A 14,056-nucleotide genomic window follows, 5' to 3' on the forward strand; every position below is an offset into this window, starting at 1 on the left:
CCACCACGCACGACCTGCTGCAGCCGCGCCGCCGCGCGCCCACCGATCCGACCACTCCCGACAGGAGCCCTGAGCCATGGCCATCGAGGTCCGCATCCCGACCATCCTCCGCCAGTACACCGACGGCCAGAAGGCGGTGGAGGGCAGTGGTGAGACCGTTGCCGAGCTGTTCGCCGACCTGGAGACCCGGTACGCCGGCATCCGCGCCCGCCTCGTCGACGCGGCCGACGGCGACCAGCTGCGCCGCTTCGTCAACGTCTACCTGAACGACGAGGACGTCCGTTTCCTCGACGGCATCAACACCAAGCTCGCCGACGGCGACAACGTCACCATCCTGCCGGCCGTGGCCGGCGGCATGGCCTGAAGGCCCTGACCCCCGATGCGTTACGACTCCCCGCTGGCCGCGGTGGGCAACACCCCGCTGGTGCGCCTGCCGCGGCTCTCGCCCTCCGCGGACGTCCGGATCTGGGCCAAGCTGGAGGACCGCAACCCGACCGGCTCGGTCAAGGACCGTCCCGCCCTGCACATGATCGAGCAGGCGGAGAAGGACGGCCGGCTGACCCCGGGCTGCACGATCCTGGAGCCGACCTCCGGCAACACCGGCATCTCGCTCGCGATGGCGGCCAAGCTCAAGGGCTACCGCATGGTGTGCGTGATGCCCGAGAACACCTCGCAGGAGCGCCGGGACCTGCTCGGCATGTGGGGCGCCGAGATCATCTCCTCCCCGGCGGCGGGCGGCTCCAACACCGCCGTGCGCGTCGCGAAGGAGCTGGCGGCCCAGCACCCGGACTGGGTGATGCTCTACCAGTACGGCAACCCGGACAACGCGGGCGCCCACTACGCGACCACCGGCCCGGAGATCCTCGCCGACCTCCCGTCCGTCACGCACTTCGTCGCCGGTCTCGGCACCACCGGCACCCTGATGGGCGTCGGCCGCTACCTGCGCGAGCACAAGCCGGACGTCCGGATCGTCGCCGCCGAGCCGCGCTACGACGACCTGGTCTACGGACTGCGCAACCTCGACGAGGGCTTCGTCCCTGAGCTGTACGACGCCTCCGTCCTGACCAGCCGCTTCTCGGTCGGCTCGGCCGACGCGGTCACCCGCACCAGGGAACTCCTCCAGCAGGAGGGCATCTTCGCGGGCGTCTCCACCGGCGCGGCCCTGCACGCCGCGATCGGTGTCGGGAAGAAGGCCGTCAAGGCCGGGGAGAGCGCCGACATCGTGTTCGTCGTGGCGGACGGCGGCTGGAAGTACCTCTCGACCGGCGTCTACACCGCGGCCACCACCGAAGAGGCCATCGAGACGCTGCACGGTCAGCTCTGGGCCTGACCCCTCACGTGGCGAGGTGACGGACCTGGTCCCACAGGGCCGGGTCCACCACCCCCACCCGGCGCCGGAAGTCCCACACCGCGACCTCACGCAGCTCGTCGGTCTCCAGGAAACTCGCCCGCCCCTGGGTGTCGCCGACCGACCCGGGCGGCAGCGGGATCACCCCGGCCCGCTCGTCGTGGTACTTGCTGGTGATCCCCGCGACCGTGGCCCGCCGCCCGTGCACCGCCAGCACCAGACACGGCCGGTCCTTCGTGCCCGCGTCACCGTCCTGCCGGTCGCCGCCGGGCACGTTCGCCCACCAGATCTCCGCGGCCCGCGGCCGTACGGCGGGCTCCTGCGCGCGTCCCGGCGGGCGGTTCCGGCCGTGCTGCGGGCGCTGCCGCCCCCAGCCGTCGACGAGCGTGGCGACGAGCACGAGCAGCACCAGTGCCGCGAGCGCCAACCACCAGGACGTGTCCATACCCTGACGTTACCGGCGCACGCTCCAGGCCGCGCCCTCTCCCGCGCCCCGTGCGCCCGGCGTCCAGCCGAACCGGTGACAGCACAGGTGAGTTCGCCCACAACAGCCCTTGGTGGAGGAGCGACCGTGGGTTTTGCGCCTTACGCTCGACGCACCGCACGACCCTCGTACTCTCCACATCCGCCAGCGGAGGTTTCTGCTTCATGAAGCTCACCGTCGTCGGCTGCTCGGGGTCGTTCCCGTCCGCGGAATCGGCCTGCTCGAGCTACCTCGTAGAGGCCGACGGCTTCCGGCTGCTACTCGACATGGGCAACGGCGCCCTCGGCGAGTTGCAGCGCCACTGCGGTCTCTACGACCTCGACGCGATCTTCCTCAGCCATCTGCACGCCGACCACTGCATCGACATGCTCGCCTACTTCGTGGCGCGCTACTACCGGCACGACGGCGGCCGCTGCGCGCCCCTCCCGGTCTACGGCCCCGAGGGCACCGAGCACCGTCTGACCACAGCGTACGCCGACACCCCCTCGGCCTCCTCGATGAGCGAGGTCTTCGATTTCCACACGGTCAAGCCGTCCACCCTCGAGATCGGCCCCTTCACGGTGCACACCGAACGGGTGGCGCATCCCGTGGAGGCGTACGGCATCCGGGTCGAGCACGGCGGCCGGACCCTGACGTACTCCGGGGACACCGGGGTCAGCGCCGCGCTGGACGAACTCGCCCGGGACGCCGATCTGTTCCTGTGCGAGGCCGCCTTCACCCACGGCAAGGAGAACATCCCCGACCTGCACCTCAACGGCCGCGAGGCGGGTGAGACGGCCGCGCGGGCGGGAGCCCGCCGCCTGCTCCTGACCCACATCCCCCCGTGGACCGACCCGCAGGTCAACCTCGCCGACGCCCGCTCGGTCTTCGACGGGGCGGTGGAGCTGGCGGTGCCCCGCAAGACGTACGAGATCTAGGGCCGCACCCCCGTCCTCGTACGCCACCGACACGGGAAGGCCCCCGGAGCCGACGGGCTCCGGGGGCCTTCCGTTGTCACCTGCGCCGCAGGACTCACGCCTTGGTGAGGTCCTCCAGCTCCTCCTCGGGCTCGCGGCCCGGGGTGGGGAGGTTCCACTTGGTGATGGCGAAGCGGAACAGCACGTAGTAGATGACCGCGAACACCAGGCCGATCGGGATGATCAGCCAGGGCTTGGTGGAGAGGTTCCAGTTCAGCGCGTAGTCGATGAAGCCCGCGGAGAAGGTGAAGCCCGCGTGGACGCCCAGCGCCCAGGTGATCGCCATGGACAGGGCGGTCAGGATCGCGTGGATCACGTACAGCATCGGGGCGATGAACATGAACGCGAATTCGATCGGCTCGGTCACACCGGTCACGAAGGAGGTCAGCGCCAGCGAGATCATCATGCCCATCACGGCCTTGCGGCGCTCGGGGCGGGCGGCGTGCGCGATGGCGATCGCGGCGGCGGGGAGGCCGAACATCATGATCGGGAAGAAGCCCGACATGAACTGGCCGGCGTCCGGGTCACCGGCGAAGAAGCGGTTCAGGTCGCCGTGCACGACCTCGCCCGCGGCGTTGGTGAAGTCGCCGATCTGGAACCAGGAGACGGTGTTCACGAACTGGTGCATGCCGATCGGGATCAGCGCGCGGTTGATCAGGCCGAACAGGCCGGCACCGAAGGCGCCGAGACCGGTGATCCACTCACCGACGTTGGAGATGCCGTCACCGATCGGCTCCCAGACCAGACCGAAGAAGACGCCCATGAGGGTGCCGACGAAGGCCATGATGATCGGCACCAGACGGCGGCCGTTGAAGAAGCCGAGCCAGTCCACCAGCTTCGTGCGGTGGTAGCGCTGCCACAGCACGGCGGCCAGCAGACCCATCAGGATGCCGCCGAGGACACCGGGGTTGTTGTACGTCGCGGCGATGTCCGCGCCGTTTTGGACCTTGGCCTCGGTGACCGGGAACGCCTTGAGCACATTGCTGTAGACCAGGAAGCCGACCAGGGCGGCCAGGGCGGTGGAACCGTCCGACTTCTTGGCGAAGCCGATCGCGACACCGATGCAGAACAGCATCGGCAGGTTGTCGAAGATCGCGCCACCGGCCGTGGCGAAGACCGCCGTGACCTTGTCGGGCAGGTTCAGCTTGTCCTGGACGTCCTGCTGTCCGAGACGGAGCAGGATGCCTGCCGCCGGCAGGACGGCGATCGGGAGCTGAAGGCTGCGGCCGATCTTCTGCAGGCCCTGGAACAGGCCTGATCCCCGCTTCTTTGCGGGGGCCGCCGACGTGGTGGCGGTGCTCATACTTCCTCCATCGGAGTGGTGGTCTACACCACGCCAGTGGTGTAGACCTGTTTTAGCACGATGAAGGGCGCATAAGGAACCCTCGTTTCCGGGGCTCAAACCCTCGTCACGTCGTCCACTTCCTCCTCGGCTTCGCGACCCGGTGTCCTCAGGTCGAACTTGGTGATCGCGAACCGGAAGACCGCGTAATAGACGACGGCGAAGGCCAGTCCGATCGGGATGATCGCCCACGGTTTCGTGGCCAGGTTCCAGTTGATGACGTAGTCGATCAGGCCGGCGGAGAAGCTGAACCCGTCGTGCACGCCGAGCGCCCAGGTCACCGCCATCGACACTCCGGTCAGCACGGCGTGGATCACGTAGAGGGCCGGCGCGACGAAGAGGAACGAGTACTCGAGCGGCTCGGTGATGCCGGTGACGAACGACGTCAGCGCCACCGACAGCATCAGGCCCCCTACCTCCTTGCGACGGCTCGGCCGCGCGCAGTGCGTGATGGCGAGCGCCGCGGCGGGCAGCGCGAACATCATGATCGGGAAGAAGCCCGAGGTGAACTGGCCGGCGTCCGGATCCCCGGCCAGGAACATGTTGATGTCGCCGTGCACCACCGTGCCGTCCGGCCTGGTGTAGGTGCCGAACTGGAACCAGATGGGCACGTTCAGGAACTGGTGCAGGCCCACCACCAGCAGCGCCCGGTTCGCGATCCCGAAGACACCCGCGCCCCACGCGCCGAGGTCGCTCATCCAGTCGCTGAAGCTCTCCAGCGCGCCACCGATCGGCGGCCAGATCCACAGGCACAGCGCGGCGAAGACGATCGCCACGAACGCCATGATGATCGGCACCAGCCGGCGTCCGTTGAAGAAGCCGAGCCAGTCCACCAGCCGCGTGCGGTGGAAGCGCTGCCAGAAGTACGCGGTGAGCAGGCCCATCACGATCCCGCCGAACACCCCCGGGTTCTGGTAGGTGAAGGCCGTCACCGTCCCGTCGGTCACCTGGCAGCCGACCATCGGCACCGCCGTGGAACCCTCGGGGCAGTCCTGCGGGAACTGGCGCAGCACATTGAAGTAGACGAGGAAGCCCGCCACGGCCGCCAGCGCCGTCGACCCGTCCGACTTCTTCGCCATGCCGATCGCGACACCCACGCAGAACAGCAGCGGCAGTCCCAGCGAGCCGTCGAGCAGGGCCCCGCCCGCTCCGACCATGACCCGCGAGACGTCGGTCCAGCCGAGCCCCTGGTCCCCGAACACGTCCGGCTGCCCCAGCCGGTTGAGGATGCCCGCGGCCGGCAGCACCGCGATCGGGAGCTGAAGGCTGCGGCCCATCTTCTGGAGGGCCTGGAACAATCCGTTCCAGCGTGCGCGGGCGGGGCTGACGGCGCTGTCGGCAGTCATCGGACTCCTCCCGGGAGGACCGGGGTTTGGCGACCGCACCCCAGCTGGTGTAGACCAGTTGAGGAAGGTCCCGCTGTCGTGACGCCATCATTCGGTACGTCCGGCATGACCGCTCGCGAAGCTGGGCCAACTGTGGGTTACTGCGTCAAAGCGGTTCGGATCAGGGAGAAGGAACATGGCCAGCAAGGCTGAGAAGATCGTCGCCGGGCTCGGTGGAATCGACAACATCGAAGAGGTCGAGGGCTGCATCACCCGCCTCCGCGTCGAGGTGTCCGACGCCTCGCTGGTCGACGACGCCGCGCTCAAGGGCGCCGGCGCCCACGGTGTCGTGAAGATGGGCACCGCCATCCAGGTCGTCATCGGCACCGACGCCGACCCGCTCGCGGCCGACATCGAAGACATGATGTGAGACCGAGTTCACCGGCAGGGGCCCCTTCAGCCACCCGAAGGGGCCCCTGCCGCGTGTGCGGCTAGGCTCACCACATGTCTCGAATCGACGGCCGCACCCCCGAACAGCTCCGCCCGGTCACCATCGAACGCGGCTGGAGCAAGCACGCCGAGGGCTCCGTCCTCATCTCCTTCGGCGACACCAAGGTCTTCTGCACCGCCTCCGTCACCGAGGGCGTCCCGCGCTGGCGCAAGGGCAGCGGCGAGGGCTGGGTCACCGCCGAGTACTCCATGCTGCCCCGCTCCACCAACACCCGCGGCGACCGCGAATCGGTCAAGGGCAGGATCGGCGGCCGGACCCACGAGATCTCCCGCCTCATCGGCCGCTCGCTGCGCGCCGTCATCGACTACAAGGCGCTCGGCGAGAACACCATCGTGCTGGACTGCGACGTCCTCCAGGCCGACGGCGGCACCCGCACCGCCGCCATCACCGGCGCGTACGTCGCCCTCGCCGACGCCGTGTCCTGGGCCCGGACCAAGAAGCTGATCAAGGCCGGCCGGCAGCCCCTGACGGGCACCGTCAGCGCGGTCTCGGTCGGCATCGTCGGCCAGGTCCCCCTCCTCGACCTCTGCTACGAGGAGGACGTGCGTGCCGAGACCGACATGAACGTGGTGTGCACCGGCGACGGCCGCTTCGTCGAGGTCCAGGGAACGGCTGAGGCCGAGCCCTTCGCCCGCGAGGAGCTCAACGCCCTCCTCGACCTGGCCGTCGCGGGCTGCGGCGAACTGTCCGCCCTGCAGCGCGCCGCGCTGGAATCAGCCGCCGACAGGTAAAGAAAACCCCAAAACCGGTGGTCGGAGCGGGCAACCGCGCCGACCATCATCGCGTCTGAACAGATACGGGCGCACGGCTCGACACCGTGCGCCCGGCCAGTCACCGGGCCCGCCGGGCCTGATCCGAGGGAGGGACGTTCCATGGCCGCGAGCCGCCGCCGACGCCGTACCGCTGCCGTCGCCGCCACAGTGGCGGCGATCGCGCTGACCGCCGGGCTGACGACCGGCTGCGCCGCCGTCGACAAGGCACTCGACTGTGTGCAGACCGCCGACGCCATCGCGGACAGCGTCACCGACCTCCAGCAGGCCGTGGAGAACGCCGCGAACGACCCGACCCAGCTCGCCGAGTCCCTCGACTCCATCGAGCAGAACCTCGGCGAGATCGGCGACAAGACCGACAACGCCGACGTCGACAAGGCGGTCGGCGACCTCGAGAAGGCCGTCACCAACGTCCGCACGGCCATCGAGAACGGCGACGAGACCCCCGACATCAGCCCCGTCACCGACGCGGCCGGCGAGCTGACAAAGGTCTGCACGCCGTAGGGAACCGCGCCGCGGGGCCGGGATACTGGTCGCCATGACCCGCCTGATCCTCGCCACCCGCAACGCCGGAAAGATCACCGAACTGAAGGCGATCCTCGCCGACGCAGGTCTCCCGCACGACCTCGTCGGCGCGGACGCCTACCCCGACATCCCCGACGTCAAGGAGACCGGCGTCACCTTCGCCGAGAACGCGCTGCTGAAGGCCCACGCCCTCGCCCGCGCCACCGGTCTGCCCGCCGTCGCCGACGACTCGGGCCTGTGCGTCGACGTGCTGAACGGCGCACCCGGCATCTTCTCCGCCCGCTGGTCCGGCCGGCACGGCGACGACCGGGCCAACCTCGACCTGCTGCTGGCCCAGCTCACGGACATCTCCGACGAGCACCGGCAGGCGCACTTCGCGTGCGCGGCGGCGCTGGCGCTGCCCGACGGCACGGAACGCGTCGTCGAGGGGCAGCTGCGAGGGGTGCTGCGCCACGCCCCCGCGGGCACGGGCGGCTTCGGCTACGACCCGATCCTCCAGCCGGAGGGCGAGACGCGCACCTGCGCGGAGCTGACCCCCGCCGAGAAGAACGCGATCAGCCACCGGGGCGAGGCGTTCCGGGCGCTGGTGCCGGTGGTGCGGGAACTGCTCGGCTGACCGAGGGAGTTGCTGGTGCGGCCGGAGGGACTCGAACCCTCACGGGAGTTACCCCACTGGGACCTAAACCCAGCGTGACTGCCAATTCCACCACGGCCGCCCGGTCATGCCCGGCCATGCTACTGGCCGGGCATGCGCTCAGATGCCCAGATCCTTGATGATCTTGGCCACGTGGCCGGTCGCCCGCACGTTGTACAACGCGCGCTCGACCTTGCCCTCCTCGTCGACGATCACCGTGGAGCGGATGACGCCGAGGTAGGTCTTGCCGTAGTTCTTCTTCTCGCCGAAGGCGCCGTACGCCTCGATGACCGACTTCTCCGGGTCCGCGGCCAGCGTGACCCGGAGGTTCTCCTTCTCGCGGAACTTCGCGAGCTTCTCGGGGGCGTCCGGCGAGATGCCGATGACGTCGTAGCCCGCGGTGGCGAGGACGTCGAGGTTGTCGGTGAAGTCGCAGGCCTGCTTGGTGCAGCCGGCGGTCAGCGCGGCCGGGTAGAAGTAGACGATGACCTTGCGGCCCTTGTGGTCCGACAGGGAGACCTCGTTGCCGTCGGCGTCCGGGAGGGTGAAGGCGGGGGCGGTGTCCCCGGGCTGGAGTCGCTCACTCATCGATCCAGGGTAACCGGGGGTCCTGACAGTGCGGTCGGTCCATGAGCTGACAGACTGTCCGAAACAGGTATCAGCAGACTTCGGAGGCCGTACGGTGGCGGACACGTCGGACACCAGGACACCGGCGCAGATCGAGGCGGACATCAAGCGCCGCCGCGCACTGCTGGCCGAGACGCTCGACGAGATCGGGATGCGGGTGCATCCGAGGACCATCGTCGGGGACGCCAAGGCCAAGGTCGTGTCGAACGTCGATCACACCCTCGGGCGGGCGTACGTCCAGGTCAATCGGGTGGTGACCGATGTCGGGGCACGCTTCCTCGGCGACCGGGGCGCGGCGCGGATGGATCGCGTGCTGCCCGTCGCGCTGGTCGCCGTGGGCGTCGCCGGACTGCTCGTGCTGAGCACGCGGCGGCGCAAGGGCTGACCCGTGCGCGGACGGACGAGTCGAAGGCAGGTAGGTTCAAAGGCGTGAGCGCCAAGAGAAACGACCAGAACACCCATCCCGACAAGCTGCCCATCCGGATGCTGCACGACCGTGTGCTCGTGCGGCAGGACGCCAGTGAGGGCGAGCGGCGCTCGGGCGGTGGCATCCTCATCCCCGCCACGGCGGCCGTGGGCCGTCGGCTGGCCTGGGCGGAGGTCGTGGCGGTCGGGCAGAACGTGCGTACCGTCGAGCCCGGCGACCGGGTCCTGTACGACCCGGAGGACCGCGCCGAGGTGGAGGTGCGCGGAGTCGCGTACGTCCTGATGCGCGAGCGCGACCTGCACGCGGTGGCCGCGGATCGTTTCGAGGGGTCCGAGGACTCCACGGGGCTCTATCTCTAGAGACGGGGCTCTGCCCGAGGACCGGGTGTGCGGGAGGCCGGTGACCATCGTCACCGGCCTCTTCTCGTGCCCGCTTGCTAGATTTGAAGGAACCCCGACGAGACGCGCCGTACCGGGTCGAAGGCAAAGACGACGCACCCCGACCGTTCTGTCTCTCGGAGGTGCCTGTCATGGCCTGGGTTCTGCTGATCGTCGCCGGTCTCCTGGAAGTGGGCTGGGCGATCGGGATGAAGTACACCGACGGCTTCACCCGGCTCGTTCCCAGTGTGCTCACCGGCGCCGGCATCGTCGCCAGCATGCTGCTGCTGTCGTACGCGGCGAAGTCCCTGCCCATCGGTACCGCCTACGGCGTCTGGGTGGGGATCGGGGCCGCCGGGTCGGCGGTGCTCGGCATGGTGGTGCTGGGGGAGCCGGCGACCGCCGCCCGGATCTTCTTCGTCTGTCTGCTGCTCGTGGCCGTCGTGGGGCTGAAGGCGACCTCGGGTCACTGACCCGGGCGGGTCACAGTCTGATCGTGTACTGCGGGACCGGGCCCGTCGTGCCCGTGCTCGCACCGCTGCCGGTGGTGCCTCCGGCCGGTCCGCCGGTGGAGCCGCCGCCGGTGGTCGGGTCGCCCGTCCCCCCGCCGTCGGTGCCGCCGCCGGTGGTCGGATCCCCCGTGCCCCCGCCGTCCGCGGCGCCGCCATCGGTCGCGCCACCGTCCGTGGTGCCGCCGTCCGTGGTCCCGGTGGAATCGCCGCCGGTGGTGGTCCCGCCGTCCGTCTGGCCGCCCTGCGTGCCGCCCTGGTCCGCGCCCCCGTTCTCCTGACCGCCGGTGCCCGGAGTGGTCTCGTCCGAGGGCTTGTCCGACGGGTCGCCGGTCGTCGGCGGGACCTCGGGCAGGTCCCACTCCTCGGCGCCCTCCTGGAGCCGGAGGCTGAAGTCGGAGGCCGGGGTGCCCTTGAGAGCGTCCTTGGTGAACTGGGCCCAGATCTCGGCGGGCGGGCCGCCGCCGTTGACGCGCTCCAGGCCGATCGCCCCGTAGAGCGACTTGTGGGCCGCCGTCACCGGGTCCTGGCCCATGACGGCGACGACGGTGGCGAGATCGGGGGTGTAGCCCGCGAACCAGGCCGCCGTGTCCTCCTCCGCGGTGCCGGTCTTGCCGGCCGCGGGCCGTCCGGCGGCCTGCGCCGCGGTGGCGGTGCCGTTCTCGACGACGCTGCGCAGGATCGACGTCGTCGTGTCGGCGGCCTCACGGCTGACGGCCTGGCGGGTCCGGCGCTCGGGCAGCTCGACCACCTCGCTGCCGCCCTTGGTGATCTTGTCGATCATGGTGTACGTGCCGTGCTCGCCGTGGTTGGCGAGCGTCGCGTACGCCTCGGCCATGTCGAGGACGCTGGCCGTGGCCACCCCGAGGGCGACCGACGGGTACGGATTGAGCTCCGGGGTCGCGGACGGCAGGCCCAGGTCGATCGCGGTCTGCTCCACCTTGTCGGGACCGACGTCCACGGCCATCTGCGCGTACACCGAGTTCACGGACTTGTCGGTGGCCTGGCGGACGGTCACGTCGCCGTAGGAGACCTGGTCCTCGTTCTCCGGGGCGTAGGCGCTGTTCCAGCCCTCGACCGGGCGCTTGTTGGTGCCGTCGTAGCGGGTGTTGGGGGTGATGCGGTTGCCGTTGCGGGTGGTGGACTCGTTCTGCACGGCCGCGGTGAAGACGAACGGCTTGAAGGTGGAGCCGACCTGGAAGTCCCGGCGGGTGGCGCCGTTGGTGTACTGCTTCACGTAGTCGACCCCGCCGTACATGGCGACGACCCTGCCGGTCCCGGGATCGACGGCGGCGCCGCCCGCGCGGACGTAGTTGTCGACCTTGTTGTTCTTCTTGTCCAGCTTGGACATCAGCCGGTCGTCCACGGCCTTGACGAAGGCGTCCTGCTTGGGCTTCTCGATCGTGGTGGTGATGCGGTAGCCGCCCGCTTCGAGTTCGTCGGAGCTGATGATCCGGTTCTCGACGAGGTACTGCTCGACGGCCTCCACGAGGTAGCCGCGCTGCCCGGACATGCCGGTGGGCACGGTGGCCTCCTTCGGCATCGGGAACTTCAGGCCGGTCCGCTCCGAAGCGCTCAGCCAGCCCTTCTTCACCATGCCGTCGAGGACGTACCTCCACCGGGCCTCGGCCGCGGGCCGGTTCTCCGGGTGGGCGACGACGTCGTACTCGCTGGGCGCGTTGAGCAGCGCGGCGAGGTAGGCGCCCTTGGCGGGGTCCAGGTCGGCCGCGTCCGTACCGTAGTAGGCGTGGGCGGCGGCCTGCATGCCGTAGGCGTTGCGGCCGAAGTAGCTGGTGTTGAGGTAGCCCTCCAGGATCTCGTCCTTGGTCTTCTCCTGGTCCAGCTTGATCGAGATGAAGAACTCCTTCGCCTTGCGGGTCAGGGTCTGCTCCTGCGCCAGGTAGTAGTTCTTCACGTACTGCTGGGTGATCGTGGACCCGGACTGCTTGCCCTTGCCGGTGACCGTGTTCCAGCCGGCCCGCACCATCGCCTTCGGGTCGATGGCGGACTCGGTGTAGAAGTCGCGGTCCTCGGCGGCCAGCACCGCGTGCTGGGCGTCCTTGGAGATCTGGCCGAGGGAGACGTTCTCCCGGTTGACCTCGCCGTCCCGGGCGATCTGCGAGCCGTCGGCGTAGAGGTAGACGTTGCTCTGCTTGGTCGCCAGCGCGTTCGCCGCCGGGATCTTGACCGTGGAGTAGCCGAGGTAGAACAGGCCGATCAGCAGCAGCACGCCGAGGACGAAGCCGCCCAGCAGCATGCGCCAGGTCGGGATGATCCTGCGCCAGCCGGTGCGCCGTGGGCGCTCCGGTTGCCCTTCGTCGGGCAGGCCCTGATCCGGCTGCTGCGGCTGCGGCTCGTCACTCATCTCGTGCACGGACTCCTGTTGTGTCGTCGTACGCTCCCGTACGACTTTCTCCTCATACGTACCCGTACGTCCACGTACGGCTTCTGCGCCCCTCGTTGAAGACTCTCGCACCGAGCGTTCCGTTCCCGGATTGCGGCGCGTGTCCGGTACGGAAATTGCGTGGCAGGCCCGCACGGCGGAGCACTAGGCTCCTGCGCTTCGGTGCCGGGCGGCCTGGGAAGGTGATTTGCGTGGGTACGGGACGGTTGTACGTGGCCGTCGCGGTGGGAGGTTTCCGACGGTACGCGACGTACCGGGTGGCCACGGCGGCCGGGGTGTTCACCAACACCGTCTTCGGCCTGATCCTCGTCTACACCTACATCGCCCTGTGGGAGGAGAGACCGCACCTCGGCGGGTACGACCAGGCGCAGGCCGTCACCTATGTGTGGCTCGGGCAGGCGCTGTTGTCGACGCTCTCGATCGGGGGCGGTGGTTTCGAGGACGAGTTGATGGAACGCATCCGTACGGGTGATGTCGCCGTCGACCTGTACCGGCCGGCCGACCTGCAGCTGTGGTGGCTCGCCGCGGACTTGGGCCGGGCCCTGTTCCAACTGCTGGGGCGGGGGGTGCTGCCCTTCGCGTTCGGCGCGGTGTTCTTCGAGGTCGCGCTGCCCTCGGACCCGGTGACCTGGGCCGCCTGCCTGTTCGCCGTGCTGCTCGGGATGGTGGTCAGCTTCGGCCTCCGGTACCTGGTGGCGCTGAGCGCGTTCTGGCTGATGGACGGCGCCGGGGTGTCGCAGATGGCGTGGCTCGCCGCGTTCTTCTGCTCCGGCATGCTGCTCCCGCTGAACGTCTTCCCCGGCCTGCTCGGCGAGGTCGTACGGGCCCTGCCGTGGTCGTCGCTGCTCCAGGCACCGGCGGACGTGCTGCTCGGGCAGGCCGACCCGCTGGGCACCTTCGCCTTCCAGGCGGCCTGGGCGGTGGCACTGCTCGCGGCGGGGCGGCTGGTGCAGTCCGCGGCGACCCGGAGGGTGGTGGTCCAGGGTGGATGACGTCCGGCGAACGAACCGGGTCATGGACGGGCTGCGGGCCTACCGGATGATCACCGCGATGTGGATCCGGTCCACGATGGCCTACCGCGCCTCCTTCGTGATGACCACGATCGGCAACTTCGCCGCCACCGCGCTGGACTTCGTCGCGATCCTGCTGATGTTCTCCCGCGTGGACGCCCTCGGCGGCTACACGCTGCCCCAGATCGCCTTCCTGTACGGCGTGTCCGGCGTGGCCTTCGGACTGGCCGACCTGGCCATCGGGTCGATGGACCGGCTCGGGCGCCGGGTGCGGGACGGCACGCTGGACACACTGCTGGTGCGGCCGGCGCCGGTGCTCGCCCAGGTGGCCGCCGACCGCTTCGGGCTGCGCCGCCTCGGCCGGGTCGTCCAGGGGGCGCTGGTGCTCGGCTGGGCGCTGCTGACCGTCGACATCGACTGGACACCGCTGAAGGTCCTGCTGATGCCGATGATGCTGCTCAGCGGCGCGGTGATCTTCTGCGCGGTGTTCGTCGGCGGCGCGGCCTTCCAGTTCGTGGCGCAGGACGCCTCCGAGGTGCAGAACGCGTTCACCTACGGCGGCACGACGCTGCTGCAGTACCCGCCCACCGTCTTCGGCCGGGAACTGGTGCGCGGGGTGACCTTCGTACTGCCGCTGGCCTTCGTCAACTGGGTGCCGGCCAGCCATGTGCTGGGGCAGCCGTATCCGCTGGACCTGCCGGAATGGGCGGCGTTCGCACCGCCGCTGGTCGCCGTGGCGTGCTGTGCGCTCGCGGGGCTGGCCTGGCGGGCAGGTCTCAGGACGTACCGGAGCACAGGGAGTTAGAC

Annotated in this window: 17 protein-coding genes, 1 tRNA gene and 1 riboswitch; of the genes, 12 read left to right on the forward strand and 6 right to left on the reverse strand. The window is 69.7% G+C overall.

Annotated features, from left to right (window positions below):
- Positions 1–76 precede the first annotated feature (76 nt).
- Positions 77–364, forward strand: a complete 288-nt coding sequence (locus DN051_RS24115) for a MoaD/ThiS family protein (RefSeq protein ID WP_112439483.1) — start codon at positions 77–79, stop codon at positions 362–364.
- A 15-nt stretch (positions 365–379) separates the two neighbouring features.
- Positions 380–1,330 (forward strand): PLP-dependent cysteine synthase family protein, encoded by a 951-nt coding sequence (locus DN051_RS24120; protein WP_053761590.1) that lies wholly within the window; start codon positions 380–382, stop codon positions 1,328–1,330.
- Between the two features lie 4 nt (positions 1,331–1,334).
- Here the strand turns inward: DN051_RS24120 and DN051_RS24125 are convergent, their stop codons facing one another.
- Complete coding sequence (locus DN051_RS24125; RefSeq protein ID WP_053761591.1) at positions 1,335–1,793, reverse strand: type II toxin-antitoxin system PemK/MazF family toxin; 459 nt, start codon at positions 1,791–1,793, stop codon at positions 1,335–1,337.
- 203 nt (positions 1,794–1,996) lie between these two features.
- On the opposite strand from DN051_RS24125, the gene DN051_RS24130 reads away from it, so the two are divergent.
- Positions 1,997–2,749 carry an MBL fold metallo-hydrolase gene (locus DN051_RS24130; protein ID WP_112439484.1) on the forward strand — a complete coding sequence of 251 codons (753 nt, stop codon included), beginning with the start codon at positions 1,997–1,999 and terminating at the stop codon, positions 2,747–2,749.
- 94 nt (positions 2,750–2,843) lie between these two features.
- Here DN051_RS24130 and DN051_RS24135 read toward each other — a convergent pair whose 3' ends face one another.
- Both DN051_RS24135 and DN051_RS24140 read right to left on the reverse strand, forming a co-directional pair.
- Positions 2,844–4,091, reverse strand: coding sequence for a PTS transporter subunit EIIC (locus DN051_RS24135; RefSeq protein ID WP_112439485.1), 1,248 nt, complete (start codon positions 4,089–4,091; stop codon positions 2,844–2,846).
- A 95-nt stretch (positions 4,092–4,186) separates the two neighbouring features.
- Positions 4,187–5,476 (reverse strand): PTS transporter subunit EIIC, encoded by a 1,290-nt coding sequence (locus DN051_RS24140; protein ID WP_053761594.1) that lies wholly within the window; start codon positions 5,474–5,476, stop codon positions 4,187–4,189.
- A 175-nt stretch (positions 5,477–5,651) separates the two neighbouring features.
- Here DN051_RS24140 and DN051_RS24145 point away from each other — a divergent pair, with 175 nt between their 5' ends.
- From DN051_RS24145 to rdgB, 4 genes are all read left to right on the forward strand, one after another.
- A complete protein-coding gene (locus DN051_RS24145) occupies positions 5,652–5,885 on the forward strand; it encodes a PTS sugar transporter subunit IIB (protein WP_053761595.1) in 234 nt (77 codons plus the stop codon).
- 74 nt (positions 5,886–5,959) lie between these two features.
- Complete coding sequence (gene rph / locus DN051_RS24150) at positions 5,960–6,697, forward strand: ribonuclease PH (RefSeq protein WP_112439486.1); 738 nt, start codon at positions 5,960–5,962, stop codon at positions 6,695–6,697.
- Between the two features lie 141 nt (positions 6,698–6,838).
- Positions 6,839–7,240 (forward strand): hypothetical protein, encoded by a 402-nt coding sequence (locus tag DN051_RS24155; protein ID WP_112439487.1) that lies wholly within the window; start codon positions 6,839–6,841, stop codon positions 7,238–7,240.
- Positions 7,241–7,274: 34 nt separating this feature from the next.
- A complete protein-coding gene (gene rdgB, locus DN051_RS24160; RefSeq protein ID WP_053761598.1) occupies positions 7,275–7,877 on the forward strand; it encodes an RdgB/HAM1 family non-canonical purine NTP pyrophosphatase in 603 nt (200 codons plus the stop codon).
- A gap of 13 nt (positions 7,878–7,890) precedes the next feature.
- On the opposite strand, the gene DN051_RS24165 is transcribed toward rdgB, so the two are convergent.
- Both DN051_RS24165 and bcp read right to left on the reverse strand, forming a co-directional pair.
- Positions 7,891–7,977: transfer RNA gene (locus tag DN051_RS24165), tRNA-Leu, on the reverse strand.
- A gap of 38 nt (positions 7,978–8,015) precedes the next feature.
- Positions 8,016–8,483 carry a thioredoxin-dependent thiol peroxidase gene (gene bcp / locus DN051_RS24170; protein ID WP_053761599.1) on the reverse strand — a complete coding sequence of 156 codons (468 nt, stop codon included), beginning with the start codon at positions 8,481–8,483 and terminating at the stop codon, positions 8,016–8,018.
- A 94-nt stretch (positions 8,484–8,577) separates the two neighbouring features.
- On the opposite strand from bcp, the gene DN051_RS24175 reads away from it, so the two are divergent.
- From DN051_RS24175 to sugE, 3 genes are all read left to right on the forward strand, one after another.
- Complete coding sequence (locus DN051_RS24175) at positions 8,578–8,907, forward strand: DUF3618 domain-containing protein (protein ID WP_053761600.1); 330 nt, start codon at positions 8,578–8,580, stop codon at positions 8,905–8,907.
- Positions 8,908–8,951: 44 nt separating this feature from the next.
- A complete protein-coding gene (locus DN051_RS24180) occupies positions 8,952–9,308 on the forward strand; it encodes a GroES family chaperonin (protein ID WP_112439488.1) in 357 nt (118 codons plus the stop codon).
- A 77-nt stretch (positions 9,309–9,385) separates the two neighbouring features.
- Positions 9,386–9,447: riboswitch (guanidine-III (ykkC-III) riboswitch) on the forward strand.
- Between the two features lie 31 nt (positions 9,448–9,478).
- Entirely contained in the window at positions 9,479–9,799 is a 321-nt protein-coding gene (gene sugE / locus DN051_RS24185) for a quaternary ammonium compound efflux SMR transporter SugE (RefSeq protein ID WP_053761602.1), read from the forward strand.
- 10 nt (positions 9,800–9,809) lie between these two features.
- On the opposite strand, the gene DN051_RS24190 is transcribed toward sugE, so the two are convergent.
- Complete coding sequence (locus DN051_RS24190; protein WP_053761611.1) at positions 9,810–12,200, reverse strand: transglycosylase domain-containing protein; 2,391 nt, start codon at positions 12,198–12,200, stop codon at positions 9,810–9,812.
- A 230-nt stretch (positions 12,201–12,430) separates the two neighbouring features.
- Here DN051_RS24190 and DN051_RS24195 point away from each other — a divergent pair, with 230 nt between their 5' ends.
- Both DN051_RS24195 and DN051_RS24200 read left to right on the forward strand, forming a co-directional pair.
- A complete protein-coding gene (locus DN051_RS24195) occupies positions 12,431–13,231 on the forward strand; it encodes an ABC transporter permease (RefSeq protein ID WP_053761603.1) in 801 nt (266 codons plus the stop codon).
- A gap of 22 nt (positions 13,232–13,253) precedes the next feature.
- Complete coding sequence (locus DN051_RS24200; protein ID WP_079001459.1) at positions 13,254–14,054, forward strand: ABC transporter permease; 801 nt, start codon at positions 13,254–13,256, stop codon at positions 14,052–14,054.
- Positions 14,055–14,056 lie beyond the last annotated feature (2 nt).

This window comes from Streptomyces cadmiisoli (assembly GCF_003261055.1).
Classification (GTDB): domain Bacteria; phylum Actinomycetota; class Actinomycetes; order Streptomycetales; family Streptomycetaceae; genus Streptomyces; species Streptomyces cadmiisoli.

Excerpts from the sequence above, each read along its gene's own strand:
- DN051_RS24115 (WP_112439483.1), top strand. The coding sequence starts at position 77 with ATGGCCATCGAGGTCCGCATCCCGACCATCCTCCGCCAGTACACCGAC.
- DN051_RS24120 (WP_053761590.1), top strand. The coding sequence starts at position 380 with ATGCGTTACGACTCCCCGCTGGCCGCGGTGGGCAACACCCCGCTGGTG.
- DN051_RS24125 (WP_053761591.1), bottom strand. The coding sequence starts at position 1,793 with ATGGACACGTCCTGGTGGTTGGCGCTCGCGGCACTGGTGCTGCTCGTG.
- DN051_RS24130 (WP_112439484.1), top strand. The coding sequence starts at position 1,997 with ATGAAGCTCACCGTCGTCGGCTGCTCGGGGTCGTTCCCGTCCGCGGAA.
- DN051_RS24135 (WP_112439485.1), bottom strand. The coding sequence starts at position 4,091 with ATGAGCACCGCCACCACGTCGGCGGCCCCCGCAAAGAAGCGGGGATCA.
- DN051_RS24140 (WP_053761594.1), bottom strand. The coding sequence starts at position 5,476 with ATGACTGCCGACAGCGCCGTCAGCCCCGCCCGCGCACGCTGGAACGGA.
- DN051_RS24145 (WP_053761595.1), top strand. The coding sequence starts at position 5,652 with ATGGCCAGCAAGGCTGAGAAGATCGTCGCCGGGCTCGGTGGAATCGAC.
- rph (WP_112439486.1), top strand. The coding sequence starts at position 5,960 with ATGTCTCGAATCGACGGCCGCACCCCCGAACAGCTCCGCCCGGTCACC.
- DN051_RS24155 (WP_112439487.1), top strand. The coding sequence starts at position 6,839 with ATGGCCGCGAGCCGCCGCCGACGCCGTACCGCTGCCGTCGCCGCCACA.
- rdgB (WP_053761598.1), top strand. The coding sequence starts at position 7,275 with ATGACCCGCCTGATCCTCGCCACCCGCAACGCCGGAAAGATCACCGAA.
- bcp (WP_053761599.1), bottom strand. The coding sequence starts at position 8,483 with ATGAGTGAGCGACTCCAGCCCGGGGACACCGCCCCCGCCTTCACCCTC.
- sugE (WP_053761602.1), top strand. The coding sequence starts at position 9,479 with ATGGCCTGGGTTCTGCTGATCGTCGCCGGTCTCCTGGAAGTGGGCTGG.
- DN051_RS24190 (WP_053761611.1), bottom strand. The coding sequence starts at position 12,200 with ATGAGTGACGAGCCGCAGCCGCAGCAGCCGGATCAGGGCCTGCCCGAC.
- DN051_RS24200 (WP_079001459.1), top strand. The coding sequence starts at position 13,254 with ATGGACGGGCTGCGGGCCTACCGGATGATCACCGCGATGTGGATCCGG.